This is a genomic window from Flagellimonas sp., from assembly GCF_965233845.1.
GTDB lineage: Bacteria > Bacteroidota > Bacteroidia > Flavobacteriales > Flavobacteriaceae > Flagellimonas.
In genome coordinates this window covers 1925511-1942979 of the sequence record NZ_OZ247584.1, presented here as the reverse complement: position 1 = coordinate 1942979, position 17469 = coordinate 1925511, and the positions used below count along the sequence as shown (strand labels likewise).

General features: G+C 41.1%; 14 protein-coding genes. 7 read left to right on the top strand and 7 right to left on the bottom strand.

Annotated features, from left to right (window positions below):
• Nucleotides 1-48: 48 nt before the first annotated feature.
• The 6 genes from ACO6S0_RS08500 to ACO6S0_RS08475 all read left to right on the top strand — a co-directional run bounded on the left by ACO6S0_RS08500 (nucleotide 49) and on the right by ACO6S0_RS08475 (nucleotide 6517).
• Nucleotides 49-1101 (top strand): sensor histidine kinase, encoded by a 1053-nt coding sequence (locus tag ACO6S0_RS08500; RefSeq protein WP_422351555.1) that lies wholly within the window; start codon nucleotides 49-51, stop codon nucleotides 1099-1101.
• Nucleotides 1098-1844 (top strand): LytR/AlgR family response regulator transcription factor, encoded by a 747-nt coding sequence (locus tag ACO6S0_RS08495; RefSeq protein ID WP_422351554.1) that lies wholly within the window; start codon nucleotides 1098-1100, stop codon nucleotides 1842-1844. Before ACO6S0_RS08500 ends, ACO6S0_RS08495 begins: the two co-directional genes overlap by 4 nt.
• Before the next feature lie 171 nt (nucleotides 1845-2015).
• Nucleotides 2016-2846 (top strand): dienelactone hydrolase family protein, encoded by an 831-nt coding sequence (locus ACO6S0_RS08490; protein ID WP_422351553.1) that lies wholly within the window; start codon nucleotides 2016-2018, stop codon nucleotides 2844-2846.
• Nucleotides 2847-3021: 175 nt separating this feature from the next.
• Nucleotides 3022-5226 (top strand): DUF5916 domain-containing protein, encoded by a 2205-nt coding sequence (locus ACO6S0_RS08485; protein ID WP_422351552.1) that lies wholly within the window; start codon nucleotides 3022-3024, stop codon nucleotides 5224-5226.
• A gap of 176 nt (nucleotides 5227-5402) precedes the next feature.
• Nucleotides 5403-6296: an ACP S-malonyltransferase gene (gene fabD / locus ACO6S0_RS08480; protein WP_422351551.1), complete on the top strand. Its 894-nt coding sequence runs from the start codon at nucleotides 5403-5405 to the stop codon at nucleotides 6294-6296.
• A 56-nt stretch (nucleotides 6297-6352) separates the two neighbouring features.
• Nucleotides 6353-6517 carry a hypothetical protein gene (locus ACO6S0_RS08475; RefSeq protein WP_422351550.1) on the top strand — a complete coding sequence of 55 codons (165 nt, stop codon included), beginning with the start codon at nucleotides 6353-6355 and terminating at the stop codon, nucleotides 6515-6517.
• Between the two features lie 99 nt (nucleotides 6518-6616).
• Here the strand turns inward: ACO6S0_RS08475 and ACO6S0_RS08470 are convergent, their stop codons facing one another.
• From ACO6S0_RS08470 to ACO6S0_RS08460, 3 genes are all read right to left on the bottom strand, one after another.
• On the bottom strand, nucleotides 6617-7027 hold the full coding sequence (locus ACO6S0_RS08470; RefSeq protein ID WP_422351549.1) for a hypothetical protein: 411 nt from the start codon (nucleotides 7025-7027) through the stop codon (nucleotides 6617-6619).
• 12 nt (nucleotides 7028-7039) lie between these two features.
• Nucleotides 7040-7495 carry a hypothetical protein gene (locus ACO6S0_RS08465; protein ID WP_422351548.1) on the bottom strand — a complete coding sequence of 152 codons (456 nt, stop codon included), beginning with the start codon at nucleotides 7493-7495 and terminating at the stop codon, nucleotides 7040-7042.
• A gap of 302 nt (nucleotides 7496-7797) precedes the next feature.
• Nucleotides 7798-8571: a 3-keto-disaccharide hydrolase gene (locus ACO6S0_RS08460; RefSeq protein WP_422351547.1), complete on the bottom strand. Its 774-nt coding sequence runs from the start codon at nucleotides 8569-8571 to the stop codon at nucleotides 7798-7800.
• A 403-nt stretch (nucleotides 8572-8974) separates the two neighbouring features.
• On the opposite strand from ACO6S0_RS08460, the gene ACO6S0_RS08455 reads away from it, so the two are divergent.
• Nucleotides 8975-10300, top strand: coding sequence for a hypothetical protein (locus ACO6S0_RS08455; protein WP_422351546.1), 1326 nt, complete (start codon nucleotides 8975-8977; stop codon nucleotides 10298-10300).
• Between the two features lie 118 nt (nucleotides 10301-10418).
• Here the strand turns inward: ACO6S0_RS08455 and ACO6S0_RS08450 are convergent, their stop codons facing one another.
• The 4 genes from ACO6S0_RS08450 to ACO6S0_RS08435 are packed head-to-tail and all read right to left on the bottom strand — an operon-like array spanning nucleotide 10419 to nucleotide 17387.
• Entirely contained in the window at nucleotides 10419-12548 is a 2130-nt protein-coding gene (locus ACO6S0_RS08450; RefSeq protein ID WP_422351545.1) for a chitobiase/beta-hexosaminidase C-terminal domain-containing protein, read from the bottom strand.
• Nucleotides 12549-14003 (bottom strand): DUF1501 domain-containing protein, encoded by a 1455-nt coding sequence (locus tag ACO6S0_RS08445; RefSeq protein WP_422351544.1) that lies wholly within the window; start codon nucleotides 14001-14003, stop codon nucleotides 12549-12551.
• Between the two features lie 9 nt (nucleotides 14004-14012).
• A complete protein-coding gene (locus ACO6S0_RS08440; protein WP_422351543.1) occupies nucleotides 14013-16328 on the bottom strand; it encodes a PSD1 and planctomycete cytochrome C domain-containing protein in 2316 nt (771 codons plus the stop codon).
• On the bottom strand, nucleotides 16329-17387 hold the full coding sequence (locus tag ACO6S0_RS08435; protein ID WP_422351542.1) for a 6-bladed beta-propeller: 1059 nt from the start codon (nucleotides 17385-17387) through the stop codon (nucleotides 16329-16331).
• Nucleotides 17388-17469 lie beyond the last annotated feature (82 nt).

The following is a 17469-nucleotide window of genomic DNA, read 5'->3' as shown; positions in this document are numbered from 1 at the left end:
CAAAAACGTCTAATTTCCATCCACCTTAATCCGTGCAAAAGTTCAGTATTGAGTGCATTTTGGAACATAGAGAACAGGGTAAAGACCACTATTCCCATCCGGTACCATATCATATTTTGGGTGGTCTATTTTTTGTTCAATTCCATCCGATGGGGTAGTTATTTTCATGATTATTGGTACTCCTTCAAATCCAATATGGTGGAGTTCCCGTTGCATATGATCATGGTGTACTTCAACATCTACTATCTCGTCCCAAAATTTATTCTATCCAAAAGATATAAAGCCTATGTCCTATTATTGATGCTTGCCCTTGGTTGCCATTATTTTGTTCGAGTAGGGCTGTCGTATTGGTGGGTTTGTGAAGTCATCTGGAGGGAGGCTGAAGGAATTCATGAACCCTTCGGGTTCAACCATATTGTTACCGTGGTTTTGGGCGAAATATATGTGATTGGGTTGGTCACTGCCATAAAGTTTACCGTGGAATATGTGGTTCAATTGAACAAGAGCAAGCATTTATTGGCCCTACAATCTGAAACCGAACTTAAATTTTTAAAAGCCAGGATACAACCCCACTTTTTTTTCAATACCCTAAATAACCTTTATGCACTAACCCTACAGCGGTCCAAAAAAGCGGCTGAGGTCGTTCTTAAGTTATCTGAGATCATGGAGTACGTCATCTACGACATAAACATGAAAAAAATCCCCTTGGCCAAAGAAATCAAATACATAAAGAACTATATTGAGCTGGAACGGATCAGACATGGGTATCAATTAAATTGTGATATCCAAACCGAGGGGCAATTGGATGGTGTAAAATTGCCTCCCTTGCTGTTTTTGCCTTTCGTTGAAAATTGCTTTAAACATGGACAACTAAGTGATGGCAGTATTTGGATAAAAATGAAATATGAAAGGGAGGGAGATTTACTGGTCTTTTATTTGACCAATGAATTTGGCCCAACCGACACTGAGAAAACCAAGGATGGCATTGGAATTGCCAATACGAGACGAAGACTTGAACTTTTGTACGGAGAAACCTATGAACTTCAGACGTATCCAGAGAACCATCAATACCATGTTATACTAAAAATACCTTTGGGATGAAAATCAATTGCTTGATTATAGATGATGAGCCTTTGGCTATCAGTATTTTGGAGTCATACATCAAAAAACTGGACAATGTTTGCGTCGTAAATACCTATACCAAGGCCACGGATGCACTTACGGACTTGGAACAAGAAGAGATAGATGTAATATTCCTGGACATCAACATGCCCCATTTAAGCGGCCTTGAATTTCTGGGAAGTATGCAAAAACAACCGTTGGTCGTTATTACCACAGCCTACCGGGAATATGCCTTGGAAAGTTATGAGTTCAATGTGGTTGATTATCTGGTAAAGCCCATTCGTTTGGAGCGGTTTATGAAAGCTGTGAATAAGGTTTCCGAAAGGTTGATGGCCAGAAAGGACAGCGCACCGAGTAGAAGAGAGGTTGAGAACACCTATTTTTTTATTCGGGCAAACAAGAAAATGGTGAAGATTCTGTTCAAAGAAATACTATTCATTGAAAGCTTGAAAGATTACATCAAAATAAACACATTTTCAGGACATTACATCGTTTATCAATCGCTATCTGGGATTATTGCGGAACTGCCAAAAAGCAATTTTCTTAGGGTTCATAAATCCTATGTGGTTGCCATTGATAAAGTCATGTCCATGGAAAGACATAATGTAGAAGTTGGCACCAAGAATATTCCCATAGGCCGTAGTTATCTTAAAATTGCGAAGGAACGGATTTTGGCAGACCATGTTTTCAATCTAAAAAATGAAAACCCGAACTCGATTTGAGAAGGTTCACACAAGTTTTTAAAGAGAAGAGAAGAGTTATAAGAATAACCAGAAAAGAATTACTCTAAACCTGATTCCCAATATTCTGTGAACTCTTAATGATGCCAATTTGGGTTGATTTGCCTCCAAAAAAGGCAATCACTACATTTATAGAATCAAAAACAATTCACGATGAAATCACTATCCACTTCCGTTCTATTTTTTGCCTTATTGCTCAGCTTTTCATGCAAGCAAAAAGCCAAAACTGAAAGCACTCCTGAGCCAACACCGTTAGCCGTAAAAGTAAAGGGAGCTGAAGTTGCCTATGCCTCAGATTCCACCAACTTGAAAGGGTATATTGCCTTTGATGAGAATAGTACGGAAAAGCGCCCAGGGATACTAATAGTACATGAATGGTGGGGTCATAACGATTATGTCCGGGAACGGGCGAATATGTTGGCCGAGCTTGGATACACGGCTTTGGCGGTGGATATGTATGGAGATGGGAAGCAAGCCGACCATCCCGATGATGCCGGAAAGTTTGCGATGAGCGTTATGGGCAATTTACCTGAAGCCAAGGCAAGATTTAACGCAGCTGTCGAATTGTTAAAACAACATGAATCCGTAGATACAGAAAAGTTGGCTGCTATCGGGTATTGTTTTGGAGGAAGTGTGGCCTTGACCATGGCCAATAGCGGGGCTGACCTTGATGCTGTAGCTGCTTTCCATAGCGGGGTTTCCCTACCTGTAATGCCAACCAAGGACCTAAAAGCCCAAGTGCTGGTTTGCAACGGGGCAGATGATCCGTTTATCAGCACCGAGTCGATTACGGCTTTTACCTCAGCTATGGATTCCATTGGAGCCAAGTACGAATACATTTCTTATCCAGGTGTAAAACATAGTTTTACTTCCAAAGACGCGGATGCCAACGGCGAAAAGTTCCAATTGCCCTTGGAGTACAATGAGGAGGCGGACCAAAAATCTTGGGCCAGCCTGCAACAGTTGCTTGACGAGGTTTTTTAAAGTTCTCTAGCTCATGTAGTGGAGTATACAATTTTCTCCCATATTTTTTATTCAGACATCATGACGTTCTTACGGGAAAAGTATCTTATTTGCTTTTTAGGCCCGCTATGACGTCATTCAGATAAAATTTCGCGGAATTGGCCTTTGAAAACCCTAATTTCATGCCCAATCAACCATGGAATCCAAAAGCAATTTTTTATTTCTTCGGAATGTAGGCCTCCCTTTTTTTGTCTTGTTCTTTATTTTTCAGGTACATGCCCAAAAGAAGAACGCTGATTTTCGATATCATATCCGCAAAACAACGCAACCCATTGTAATAGATGGCGTGGCGGACGAGCAAGCTTGGCAAGACACAGATGTGGCAAACAATTTCTTTATGGTGTTGCCCATGGATACGGGAAAGGCGAATGAACCTTCGGAGATTAGGATGACGTATAACGATAAGAATATTTATCTAGCGGCCACCTTCTTCAACAGCGTTCATGGCCAATATTTTGTGGAATCGCTTAGAAGGGATTTTTCCTTTGGAAAGAATGATAATTTTTTGTTGTTCATGGATCCCTTTAACAATCAAACCACGGGCTTTTCCTTTGGGTCCAATGCCTCTGGAGCGCAATGGGACGGAACCATGTTTGACGGGGGAATGGTAGATTTGAATTGGGACACCAAATGGATTTCCGAAGTAAAACAGGACCCGGATAAATGGGTGGTGGAAATGGCCATTCCCTTTAAATCCATTCGCTATGAAGATGGCGTTACCGAATGGGGCATCAACTTTAGTAGATTGGACTTAAAATCCAGCGAAAAATCTAGCTGGACCCCTATACCAAGACAATTCCCTACGGCCTCCCTGGCCTATACCGGTGTGCTGGTATGGGATGCACCTCCACCAGCCCCAAAAACGAACATTTCAGTAATTCCGTATGTGCTGGGAGAAGTGGTTCAAGATTTTGATGAAGCAGACGACTTTGAAAAAAGGGTAGGGGGTGATGTAAAGATCAGTCTAAGTTCATCCTTAAATCTAGACCTGACCGTAAATCCTGATTTTTCCCAGGTGGAAGTGGACCGTCAAGTTACCAATTTGGACCGTTTCGAGTTGTTTTTTCCTGAACGACGCCAATTTTTCCTAGAAAACGCGGACTTGTTCGCCAATTTTGGTTATCCAACAATCCGTCCGTTTTTCTCGAGGCGTATTGGATTGGGAGTGCCTATTAGAGCAGGAGCCCGATTGAGCGGAAACTTAAATGAAAAATGGCGCTTGGGTGTCATGGATATGCAGACGGCTAAGGTGGACGAAGAGGGTAGGCCCAGTCAGAATTTTGCTGTGGTCTCTTTACAACGTAAGATGTTCAGCCGATCTAGCCTTGGTTTTCTTTTTGTGGACAAGGAATCGCTCCGCTATCCACAGGAAGCAGATTCATTGCGGACGTTGTTCCCTAAGTTCAATCGGAATTTGGGAGTGGAATACAATTTGGCCTCTTCCAATAACTTATGGACAGGTAAGGCCTTTATGCTGAAATCGTTTGCCCCAGGTCGTGTGAACGGAAATGGGATTACCCAGGCCGCCCATTTGGAATACAAGAGCCGAATCTGGAACTGGGGCGTACAGGAACAATCGGTTGGAGAAAACTATACCGCAGAAGTTGGATTCGTTCCTCGGAAAGACTTTATCAATATAAATGCGTTTATAGGCCATACTTTTTTTCCAAAAAATGATGGGGGAAGGCTGGTGAGCCATGGTCCAAAAATCAATAGTAGTTATTTCCTAAATCAAAAATGGGAGCGTACCGATAACTTTACCGAACTGGAATATTTGTTGAGTTTCCGAAACCGCAGCAGTTTTGAGCTTGGATTTGTAAATGAATATGTAGAGTTGTTGGCTCCGTTTGATCCTACACGTTCAGGCAAGGACTCCTTGGAAACGGGAACCAAGCATCACTGGAATGCCCTTCGGTTTGACTATGCTTCCAAACCGCAAAGCATGTTCACCTATACTGCTGGGGGCTATTTTGGAGGTTATTATCTGGATGGAACACGCATTAACCTCAATGGGGAATTGGGATATCGTTTTCAACCCCATGTGAGCCTCAATGCGAATCTTAGCTATAACCACATTAGTTTGCCTGCACCTTGGAACGATACCGAATTTTGGCTTATAGGATCAGAGGTGGATGTCACGTTTACCAATACCTTGTTCTTTGCGACTTTGTTTCAGTACAATGAACAATCCAGAAACTTTAATCTGAATTCACGGTTTCAGTGGCGTTATAAACCGGCATCTGACCTGTTCTTGGTATATACCAATACGCAATTACTGGATCCTCGTGTTGGGCAGCGTTGGTCCCTCACGCTAAAATTCACCCATTGGTTTAACTGGTAAATGTTCTGTTCCAGATTTTATTTCCTTATGCATGGGATTTGTCAATCCTATATTTTAGGACAGGAATGGATTCTTATTTCAAAAGAGGCTTCGTTACAACATGTTTATCAGACATTTATCGAATATATTTCCAATTTTCACTGGTATCTTCAATCTTGTAGGTACTAATTGAATCCATGCACGCATATTTATTTCCAGGACAAGGAACGCAATTTCCCGGTATGGGAAAGGAGTTGTACGAGAGTTCGGCTTTGGCGAGGGATTACTTCGAACACGCCAACGAGCTTTTGGGCTATTCCATTACCAACGTTATGTTTTATGGGTCTGCTAAAGACTTGAAGCAAACGAAACATGCCCAACCTGCTATTTTTCTGCATTCCTATATCCAGTCCAAAATCCTTGGGGCCAAATTTCAACCGGACATGGTTGCAGGTCATTCCCTGGGTGAGATATCAGCTTTGGCCGCAGCTTCAGCATTGGATTTTGAGTCCGCTATAAAGCTTATCAGTGCCCGCGCTTCTGCCATGCAATCGTTGTGCAACCTCGAGAATACAGGCATGGTTGTGGTAGTGGGTCTTTATGATGTGATTGTAAAAAATGTATGTAAACAAGTAGATGGCATTGTGGTACCTGCAAATTACAACACACTGCAACAGGTAGTGATTTCTGGTGAAATGAAGGCCTTGGATGAAGCAAGTCAAAAATTGAAGCATGGAGCAGAGAGAGTGGTAAAACTGACCGTAAACGGGGCATTTCATTCCCCCTTTATGGAACCGGCAGTGGATGAGTTTACCCAAGCTATTGAAAAAACGGAATTTAAAGAACCCAATTGTCCAGTCTACCAGAACATTGCGGGTCGCCCAGTGAGCAGCATAGTGGAAATAAAGAAAAACCTCATAGACCAACTGACTTCTCCTGTAATGTGGCGACATGGTATCCTTCACATGATTGAGGACGGTGCCACAGAATTTACAGAAATCGGGCCGGGCAAATTTTTAAGCGGCCTTGTTCACCAAATTGATAAGAAAGTAAAAACAAACCCTACTGTCGCAAAGGAACCTGTCCTTTAAATTTCTGCTTACTACAGCTATTCTTCTTACTTTTTATTTAGTAGTCCAATTTGCCTTTGGCAGAGAACTTGGAAGAAGAGTGTTTGCGAATACAAACCATTTTGGACAAGCAAGGCCCCATTGACTTATGTATTTTGGGATTGGGCAGGAATGGACATTTGGGACTTAACGAGCCATCCGAACATTTTGTAACCTTATTGGATTGTTTGGCGGCAAGCTAAGCATATGTATCACAAGAATTTAATTCCAATCTGAAGTTGGGATACAATGATTTATAGATTTTTTTGAAATCCATCAACAGGGGAACATTCTAAAAACGCTTACAATAAGGTCAGCAACGCCTCTCCAGCAGCCGTAAGTACATCAAGGACCGATTCTCCTTCCTCAATATCCACTATGCCACCTACTTCGCCAGCAACAATGGTGGTTTGATAAACCAGTTGTTCCGTTTCATTAAAAAACAGTTGAATAAAATCTGACGCATCCCATTCCGGCCAATTCTCCTTATCTATTTCAACCAAATCAAAAAGTTTACTTCTAAGAACGTCTACACCGTCCTCCATGGACTGTGCAAAAAGTTCCATGTTTGCATATTGCTCCGTTTCTGATGCGCCGGCAAAATCGAATTTATATTTTTCTGGATTCTGAATATTCAGAATACGCAATACATAATCTTTGCTGCCATTGGGACCTCCCGGAATAACAGCCATAAATAATGTTGGTGGTGGCATAAGATGCTGGTTTTAGGTGAGTGATTGGATGGTTACTGTAACTGCAAGGGCAGTGTGACTTGCCACTGGACTTCCGCCAATGTTATAGCCTATGGAAGTTGGCCAGTTGTACGGTTCAGCAGGGTCTTTGCCTGAAGCAACCCACCGTGCCGGGGCATTGCTGGAGGAATGATCCCCCATAACCTGCCATACCGGTTGCCAACCAACGTTGAAAGGCTGCCCGCCACAACCAATGTGAACCCCAAATCTAGCCCCAGTGGTAGGATCGATCCAACAGCACCAAAATTTGGAATAAAAATGACCGGCAAAGCCCATATCATTATCTATTTCCATGATTTGGGTGGAGCCGTGCTTCATTACCGTGTCCGGTAGTTTAACATTGTTTACAAAGTCAGCCAAATCCTCCCCGTACAGGGAGCGATTAAAATCTGTTTTCGAAAGATTGATGAATTTAATTGATAATGCCATTTAATTGATTTTTGTTGGTTATCCAATTTGTTAATGGGGGGTAACAAGGTTTTGGGGGATAATTTGACACCTTGTAGGGTCGGGGGGAGTGTTCAATATACAAAAAAGAAGGAAAAGTACTACATTTGCAATCGAAATAGTTCACGTTTCGACCATCAGAGTTTATTCAAACCTCCTCAATCAGTCTGGTTACCAGCTAGTGATACGGAAAAAACTATTTAAAAAAGCTGTCATTTGTAGCTGGCGGTGTGCAAAGAGGTTTAGCAGAAATATCGCTGTCTATTTTACGTAATCACTGGTTCTTAAAGCTCTCGAATCTTCATATTGCGGAACCAGGCCTCAAAATACCAATTTTGTAGGGCAATCTTTCCGCTGGTAGCTTTGCCAAAACCAGGGACATTCTTAAATCTTGATTCGGCTACCTTGTTTTTCCAGTTCTGGGAGGTCAAATCTTCTTTGGCTGTGAGTTTTCCGTTTAGATAGAACTCTAGTCTGCCATCTTGTTGAACAATTCTGGCAGTATTCCACTGTCCTACAGGATTGGCTTCCACCTTATTTATTTGGGGGGATAAACTCCATAGACAACCCGGCCTTTTGAGGGGAGTTTTGGTGTCCATATGAGCAGGTTCCAATAGTTGATATTCCGGTCCAGTCTGATAGGTGGCCGTATATTCAGGAGTCTCTTGCACATTGATGAACACCCCACCATTACCTCTTAGGGCCATTTGCCAGTCAAATACCAATTCGTAGTTTTCGTATGCTTTATCCGTCACCAAATCCCCAAAGACTTTGCTTTCATCCGTGGCGTTGCAAAAAAGATTGCCATCACGTACTTCCCAAGCGGAATATTGGGTGGAGTCGGCCTTGTTATAAAGATGCCACCCCTCCAAGGTCTTGCCATCAAAAAGTAGTTCCCAACCCTGTTCTTTTTCCACATTCAACAATTGATTGTGCACCTGGTTTTCAGCAGCCAACTTTTTTGTCCGCCAAGTGGAGTTTTCAGTTTTTCTCTCGGTTTTGCAGGAAACTAAACAGAGTAAGAAGAGTAGGAAAACTATGAAGGCGTTGCGAATCATTTTTTTGTTTTTCTAAATGTATGAATTCCGCTTATGATCTCCGTTCACAAATTCCCACTTTTTTGTTCTGCTCCGAAGCTCCCTACTGCTTGATACCAAATATTTGCAGTTCTTATCCCAAAAAATACCTATAAGTGGGTATTCAATTGCAGGTTTAAGACCCTTTATTTTATCACAGTTATTAGTGACAGGTTATTCAGGTTTAGCATAGGAAAATATTAAGGGAAGTCGATGTATAAAGTGGTTGGTTTCAAAGTTTTCTAAAAAGGCTTTCGTATTCACTTTCTCCCTTTCTGTAGTTAATGAATCCATATAAACTCCTATATCCCTATTTAGATGCCAGTCACTTTAAGCTTTCGATTTAAAACTACTATAAGATTGGATTAACTAAATCTATATAATTATGAGAAGATGCCTTATAACTTTTTTACTGTTAAGCAGCTTTTTTTTGTCACATCATTTAATCGGTCAAGAAATTAAATTGAAAGTTGGTTTTGATACGTCCCGTATTGATGTTAGAAGAGCGGAAAAGGATTTGATAATACCCTTAAAATTAGAGTTTGAAACAAAAAATCTAAAAACAGATAGTTTGAAAGCATATGTGTTTGACATTAAGGTTGACAAGGAAAAAACAACTATCATTGAATCTGGGTATAAACTATATTTTGAGAAGCTTAAACTTTCCAATATGGAAAAGGGCAAAGAAATTTTTCTCAGAATACTAAAGGATACTATTCCAGATAGACAACGAAAGTTGTTTTTGAATATTGAAATATCCAAGAACGATACTGTTCTTACAAAAGTTAATAACGCAAAAAATCAACAACTAGAGATACAATTGGATTCTTTTGAAGAAGCATTGGATGGCTACAAGTACTTAGCATATGTTGGAACAAATTTTGATTTAGTTGAAGGGATTAAAGCAAAAGATTTGTTTTTTGCTACCAACATTTATTCGGAACCAGAGGCAGGTAAAAATCGAAATGTTGGTTTTTATCTGAGCATCTATGGCAATAGGGCATTTACGCAAACAGATTCTGCTGGAACCATAAGAAGAGAAAAAAAATTCGAAGCTCTTACCGATACAACAACTCTCCGGGTTTTGAAAACAGATTTTTACACAAATAAAAGAGTTACGGATAATATAGGTGCGTATATAAGCCCGTTGATTAAAATGAGGTGGTTTCAATCCAAAAACAAAGAACGCAATGTAAATTTATATTATTCACCTTCCTTAGAGTTCGTTTATAGGCGGTCAACTTTAAGTTTTGAAAACCTAAATATGGGAACGGTTGATTCTTTGGTTATTGGCAAAAGTTTTCAAGAAATAATTGATGAAAGATTCGATGGCGAAGAGGGGATTAGGGGTCCAATAAGACCCTTATTTACGCAAACTTTTAATGAATATTCATTTAATGCTGGAATTTTGGGATTGTTCCTGTCATTAGAAAATGAGAAAATTAGTGTAAGAGTGCATGGTTCCGTTGGCTATTCTTCCAATTATAACAGAATTTTCGAACCTGGATTAACAAGTTCTACAATTCAACAACACAGTGACTTGTTTTTTTCTGGCAGAGCATGGGTAACTGATTCGAAAACTGGTATTACATTACAAGCTGAAGTTACAAATACGGCGATTAATCCAAGGCCTTTTTTTGTTGCCACTCTATCCAAAGCATTTAATTTCAAAAAAATAGGAGATTTTTTTCAACCTATTGTTAAGCAATGATAGGCATCAAGACAAAAAAATACATGGGTGGAAAACAGGTATAAAAACAAAACAAGTATACTTTAGAATGTTGTTCGGTTGATTTCTTTACAAAGATTATGCACTCTAAAAAAGAGTTTCAATGGAAAAGTATCTGATCTACAGCTACCCATCCAGGTTTTCCATTTTTTTTGTGCCAATTGGGCAACTTGTCGTAAGCTTCCACTTTTATGGCATAAAACCTATGGGAAACTTTTTTGAAGGAAAGCTCTACAGATTTCAGCTTTCTTCCCTTGGCATCACTTTTTACAAAAGACACATTTTTTTTCAGTAGAAGTGTCAAGGAGTCTTTATTGTTTCCAGACCAAACCTCAATATTTTTAGGAGGTACTATCTCCCCATACTCTCTTACTCCATAGCTGACAACAATTTTTTCGGTTTCTGGTGGGTTAGCTCCAAAATCCATAGTGGCATGTAGGGGTTTTTCACTGAACCCGATCCATTGAAGAGGATCAATCCAGTCATTTCCCTTAATGTCATCTATGAGCGTTAAAGCTCCTTTCCCAGATAAATTAGGGGGTGGATTATACTTTAATTTTACATCTACCGGAACATGCCCTTTATTGATAAATTCAAAAGTTTGCACCTCACTGTCTTCCCAACCTTCTTTATGTGCGTAGGTCTTTACGATTTTTGAATCCCCTAAGGGAAATGGTCCTGAATAAACTGTGGATAAGCTATCTGGTTCAGACCCATCCGTAGTGTATCTCACCTGCACGCCTTTAAACTTATGTTCAAGAATTATTTTTTCATTGTCCACTACATAGTGTTTTTTCTCGGGTAACATAGGTGGGGTAAGCTTGCTTTTGTCCTCCGCTGAAGGAACATACCCTAACTCAAAATTTATTTCTGGCATGCTCTCCCTGTATGGAACCAACATGGTATCTGTAATGGAAGTGTTCCACAAATAAACCTTGCTCAAAGTTTCTATGGACTTTAAATCGTCCAAAACTTCCCCATTTATGGAAGTACCGGATAGTGAAAGCGAAGCGAGATTTTTGAATGACGAAAAGAGCTGAATACTTTCATTGGTAATGTCTGTATTGTTCAAATTAAGATGTTCCAAATTCTCAAATTGGGCAATGTGCTTTAAATCATTATCCGATATGGGTAAATTGGATAAGTTTAGATGGGTCAACTGCTCTTTGATTTTTGATAGCTCCTTTAAATAATCAATTTTGAACGTACTTCTTCCAAAAATGGTAGCCTCAACCGCTGGTGAGGAAATCGATTTTTGAATCACGTTTCTAAAAGGGCTGTTCAATTGTTCAAGGGTTTTCTTGTCGGCAAAACCAAAATTATACTTGGGCCCGCTATTGAATTTTTCAATAATATGGGAAGCAACCACGTGAAGGCTGTCCTGATCCGAAATTTCTGCTAGTGCAACTTCTGGATTTGCCCCATGGGCTATCCAAGCCTTTAACAAAGCAAGATCTTGCGCACTCAGTTGCTTTTTGCCTTCAGGAGGCATATGATCCTCATGTTCAATTGGGAGCAACGCTCGTTGAATAATAGCACTTTCATCAACATTATTGGCCAACCACAGTGGGCCATTGTCACCACCTTTTTCTATACTTGCCAACGAAGACAGGTCCAGTCCACCTTTATGTTTATCCGGGTTATGGCAACTGACACATTTAGATTTTAATATCGGTTGAACCATGTTGGAGAATAAGGGTTGGGTGGCATCAAATTCCTGCTCTTTGGCTTCTGCGAGCGGTTGGGTAATAAAATCTGAACCATGGGTTAGATTGGCCCCATAATGACCAGCTACGATTACCGTTACAAAGGAGATGTAAAGTACGCCTTTATGTAGCCAAGTGCTATAATCGGTCAATAACAGGACATAGCATAAATAGCCCAGGGCAAGCCCGGTCCATTTGTGTATGGCCATGGATGTGGACCCATAACCTTCCAAATGCAAAAAGAAGCCCATGATAACTGCAATGGCGGTGGTCAATGCTGTTACCGACAGTAAAAACGCATGCATTTTTTCAAACGATGATTTATCCAAGCTTTTTTTGAGTAGATTTAAAATCACCAGAAGAACAATAAAGGCAACAGGAAAGTGTAGGGTCAATGGATGTAATCGGCCCAAAGGTTCCAACCAATAGGGAATCACCACATGCTTCTCAAAAATCAGCAATATTGTGGTCAAGGTCAATAGGCTAAAAACTATTGCCCTGCTTATTCTTTTAAATCTTAGCATTTATGCAATTATATCGTTAACAACGTGGCCATGAACATCGGTCAATCTAAACCTTCGACCCAAATATTTATAGGTAAGCTTTTCGTGGTTGATTCCCATGAGATGTAAAATTGTGGCCTGAAGGTCGTGCACATGGACTGGGTCTTTGATGATGTTATAACCAAATTCGTCAGTTTCTCCATGGGTAATCCCAGATTTCACGCCTCCACCTGCCATCCAAATACTGAAACATCTTGGATGGTGGTCCCGTCCATAATTGTCCTCGGTAAGTTTTCCTTGGCAATAATTGGTTCTACCGAACTCACCGCCCCAAATTACCAAGGTTTCATCCAATAGTCCTCTTTGTTTCAAATCTTTGATCAGTGCTGCGGATGCTTGGTCAACATCCTTAGCTTGAATGGCCATTTCATTGGGAAGATTTCCGTGCTGATCCCAACCCTGATGGTACAGCTGTACAAACCGAACCCCGGACTCTGATAATTTTCGAGCTAGAAGACAGTTGGCGGCATAAGTTCCCGGAATCATACAATCCGAGCCATACATTTTTATAATGTGATCTGGTTCTTTGGACATGTCGGTCACCTCTGGAACCGCAGTTTGCATGCGATAGGCCATTTCATACTGCTTAATTTTTGTGTGAATCTCCGGATCGCCAAACTCTTGATATCCTTGTTCATTTAAAGCCGCCAAATGATCTAACATAGTTCGCCGACTTTTCATATCGATTCCGTCAGGGTTGTTCAGGTAAAGTATGGGATCCTCACTTGCACTGAACTGCACCCCTTGATGGATACTATCCAGAAAACCGTTGGACCATAGTTTGGAGTATACGCCTTGGCCATTTCCTTTACCTCTGGATAATAGCACACAATATGCGGGAAGGTTTTGGTTTTCACTTCCCAGACCGTAACTCATCCATGCGCCCATGCTGGGCCTGTTGCCCTGTTGTGCACCCGTTTGGATGAAGGTCAACGCGGGATCATGGTTTATTGCCTCGGTATGCATGGTCTTGATCACGCAGATATCGTCAGCTATCTCTCCAATATGTGGAAATATCTCACTAACCCATGTTCCAGCCTTACCGTACTGTTGGAATTTAAACTTTGATCCAACTAAAGGGAACCGCTCCTGGTTGGATGTCATCCCTGTAACTCTTTGCCCTTTTCGGATGGAATCCGGTAAGTCCTCATTGAACATCTTATTGAGCAAAGGCTTATAATCAAAGCTTTCCAATTGTGAAGGTGCCCCATTTTGGGTAAGCATGATAATCCGCTTTGCTTTGGAGGCAAAGTGTTTGATGCCCAAGGGCAGTTCATCTGAATCATTCTGCCCGCCTTTGAACAAATCCGGAAGCAATAAAGAGCCCAGTGCCGCACTTCCCAGACCTAAAGCTGTTTTTCCGAGAAAGTGCCTGCGATTGATATTTAGTCTGTTTTCAAAAAATTCTTTTTCCATTTCAGCGAATTAACTTCTGGTCATTGTTTCTTCCAAGTTGTACATGGTATGGATAACCTGCATTAAGGAAGCCACATAGATGGCATCCCTATTTTTTTGGGCAGGGTATTCCCCAACGTTTATAAATTCCTCTGCAAGTGCCGGATTTTTGGTAAAATGCTCCTTTTGTTCTTTCAGGTAGTCCACCAATAATTCCCGTTCCTCATTTTTGGGCATTCTGCAAACAACGCGCTTGAACGCTTGTGTTATCTTTTTTTCTTCGCTGAGTTCCAGCTTGCTCAATTTTTCGGCCAGCACCCTTGCAGATTCGAGCACAGTAGGGTCATTTAAAATGATCAAAGCTTGCAAAGGGGTACTTGTGGTTAACCTTCTAACCTCGCATTGATCCCTATTTGAGGCATCAAATGTTAGCATAGTTGGCGGTGGTACCGTGCGTTTGACAAAGGTGTACATTCCCCTGCGATATATGGCCTCATTGTGATCTTGAACATACTCCCGAAGCAATCCCCTCCCTGATGTTGCCTGTTCCCATATTCCTTCAGGTTGGTAAGGTTTTACACTTTCCCCACCGATTTCGGTGTTCAATAAGCCGCTACTGGCCAAAACCATATCGCGACTCATTTCAGCATTTAACCGTAACCGGGACATGCGGGAATAGAATTTGTTTTCGGGGTCCTTCCTTAATTTCTTATTGGAAACAACTGTGGATTGTGTATAGGTGGAAGACATTACAATGTTCTTCACTAATCTTTTAACATCCCAGTCCTTCTGAAAATCCACAGCCAACCAGTCCAAAAGTTCGGGATGGGTGGGTAGGTCTCCTTGCATACCAAAATCTCCCGAGGTTTTAACGATTCCCTTTCCGAAAAACTCTTGCCAAATCCTGTTTACAAAGACACGGCTGGTCAGGGGATGTTCCGGGCTCAATAACCATTGGGTCAATCCCAGTCTGTTCGGGTCGTATTTTTTTGTGTCAAATGCCAATATCGATTCTGGCGTATCAAAGGAAACCTCCTCTCCCTTGGCATCATAAACCCCACGGTCTAGAATGTGGGTGGTTCTAATACCTACTGAATCCTTCATGACCATGACATCAACAGGATAGGGAGACTTATTGTTTACAAACGAAAGAACACTGTCAATCAATTTGTTGGTGATCTTCATGTTAGGAGGGTCTGCAAACGAGGCATCAATGGTACCATAAAGTCCTTTTTCAGGTACTTTGTCAAAAAAGGCGAATGTACTGTAATAGTCCTTTTGGGAAATAGGATCGTATTTGTGGTCATGGCATTTAGCGCATTCAAAAGTGAGTCCCAAAAAGGCCTTACCAAAGGTATTTGTGCGGTCCGTGACATATTCAATTCGATATTCTTCATCTATGACCCCGCCTTCTTGGGTAATTTTATGGTTTCTATTAAATCCAGTGGCCAAAATGGCCTCAATGTTTTTTTCCGGAAGTAAATCTCCAGCCAATTGCCAAGTTAAAAAAGTGTCAAATGAATAGTTCTCGTTGAATGCGTGTATCACCCAATCTCTCCAAGGCCACATGGTTCTCAAACCATCATCTTGGTAGCCATGCGAGTCTGCATACCGTGCAATGTCCAACCAATGCACGGCCATTTTTTCGCCATAATGCTTGTTGCTCAAAAGCTGATCTACCATTTTTTCATAAGCATCCGCTGAACTGTCATTTAAGAACGCATCCTGCATTTCCAAAGTAGGGGGGAGGCCAATTAAATCAAATGACAACCTTTTTAAAAGACGTGCTTTATCTGCACGTTCATTGGGTTTGAGCCCAAGGTCCTCTATTTTTTTTAAGACGAAAAAATCCAGATCGGATGTTGGCCACTCACTATTTTTTACTGCTGGTTTTTCAGGAAGTGTTGGTGGTGTAAATGCCCAATGCCTTTTATATTCGGCCCCTTGTTCAATCCATTTTTTGATGAGCTGCAATTCATGATCGTTAAGCTTCAGGTTGGTTTCCAAAGGAGGCATCAATTGGGTAGAATCTGGCGAGATGATTCTTAAATACACTTCAGATTCTTCCGGTTTTCCACTGACGATGGCAAATTTGTTGGCGTGGTCTTTTAGGGCCGCATAGGCCCCTTCTTTTGTGTCCAATCTTAAATCTGCTTCCCTTTTATTCGCATCTGGTCCATGGCAGGCAAAACATTTATCTGAAAGTATGGGGCGTATATCAAAATTGTAGTCAATTACCTTGGGAATTTTCTTCTCGGCAACACTGCCATAGTCCGAGGCATTGTCCCTGCAGGAAGTATAGATAGCCAATAGTAACAATACACCTATAAAATTCTGGGTCTTCATTTATATTCGCTCTAGTTTAATGGGATAAGATTTGTTTGCGTTCCACTGACAGATATATAAGTTTTTATCCTCATCCACGCACACATCATGACAGTGGTTGAAAAGAGGCGTGTCCTGAAGGATCATTTCGAGTGCTCCGTTTTTATAAACCGGTTTTGTGCCTCCAGGGTTGGACACCACTTTGTCCTGTTTATCCAAGATGGTTACAAAGCCAGAATCTGGCATCCGCTCCAAATACTTTAATCTGGACCAGCATACCCCAGAGTAGATATTTTCCCCATCAATTACTGGTCTGCACACATAGGCCCCCGGAAGAAAGATGGTTGACAAGTATTTTCCATCCAATGTGAATCTCTTAAAGGAATTATGCATTCTAGAGGTGCACAGTAAGGTGATATTGTTTGGATCTCTATCATCTATGGCCACCCCGTGTGCATTGTTCAATTGTTCGTCATTATGGCCATTTCCACCAAATTTTCTAATAAACTCCCCTTTGTGGTCAAATTGTAAAATCCAATCGGATCCATAGCCATCGGACACATAAATATCCCCGTTGGGAGCAATCGCCGTTTCAGTAGGGCGGTAGTTGTCCTTTTCTTTGTAAACACCAATTTTTCTAGGGTCTGGCAATTCCATCAAAAAAGTACCATCCACGGTGGTTTTCGAGACTCTGCCGCTACTTGGGTCCGTTATGAACAACACATCTTCAGCACCTTCTTTAAAAAGCGTCAATCCATGTCCTGACTTGTATTCATGCCCCCACGTTTTTAGCAGTTTGCCAGATTTATCATATATAATGATATTGTTTTTGGTCTCATCCGTGATCATGATCAACCTCCCTTTGGAGTCCAAAACCATTTCATGGCAGTTTAGGACGGGTGTGGTATTGGGGTCCAAGTTCCCCCATGATTTATGAACCCTATACTTAAAATCTCCGTGACCAATTATCTGTTCATGCAACTCAGGTTTTGACAAAATGGTAAACCCTTGTGTTGGAATTGAAAGTGCCGCGGTGGACAATGCAGTTGTTTTTATAAAAGACCTTCTTGAATGCTTCATTTTAAGTGGTTCTTAAAAAGTATGGGTATGGTATTATTTTACCGCCCAAGTTATTGAGCATTCCATGTTTTGGGGTGGAATT

Coding starts and splice junctions, on each gene's coding strand:
- ACO6S0_RS08495 (WP_422351554.1), top strand. CDS start 1,098: ATGAAAATCAATTGCTTGATTATAGATGATGAGCCTTTGGCTATCAGT.
- ACO6S0_RS08490 (WP_422351553.1), top strand. CDS start 2,016: ATGAAATCACTATCCACTTCCGTTCTATTTTTTGCCTTATTGCTCAGC.
- ACO6S0_RS08485 (WP_422351552.1), top strand. CDS start 3,022: ATGGAATCCAAAAGCAATTTTTTATTTCTTCGGAATGTAGGCCTCCCT.
- fabD (WP_422351551.1), top strand. CDS start 5,403: ATGCACGCATATTTATTTCCAGGACAAGGAACGCAATTTCCCGGTATG.
- ACO6S0_RS08470 (WP_422351549.1), bottom strand. CDS start 7,027: ATGCCACCACCAACATTATTTATGGCTGTTATTCCGGGAGGTCCCAAT.
- ACO6S0_RS08465 (WP_422351548.1), bottom strand. CDS start 7,495: ATGGCATTATCAATTAAATTCATCAATCTTTCGAAAACAGATTTTAAT.
- ACO6S0_RS08460 (WP_422351547.1), bottom strand. CDS start 8,571: ATGATTCGCAACGCCTTCATAGTTTTCCTACTCTTCTTACTCTGTTTA.
- ACO6S0_RS08455 (WP_422351546.1), top strand. CDS start 8,975: ATGAGAAGATGCCTTATAACTTTTTTACTGTTAAGCAGCTTTTTTTTG.
- ACO6S0_RS08450 (WP_422351545.1), bottom strand. CDS start 12,548: ATGCTAAGATTTAAAAGAATAAGCAGGGCAATAGTTTTTAGCCTATTG.
- ACO6S0_RS08445 (WP_422351544.1), bottom strand. CDS start 14,003: ATGGAAAAAGAATTTTTTGAAAACAGACTAAATATCAATCGCAGGCAC.
- ACO6S0_RS08440 (WP_422351543.1), bottom strand. CDS start 16,328: ATGAAGACCCAGAATTTTATAGGTGTATTGTTACTATTGGCTATCTAT.
- ACO6S0_RS08435 (WP_422351542.1), bottom strand. CDS start 17,387: ATGAAGCATTCAAGAAGGTCTTTTATAAAAACAACTGCATTGTCCACC.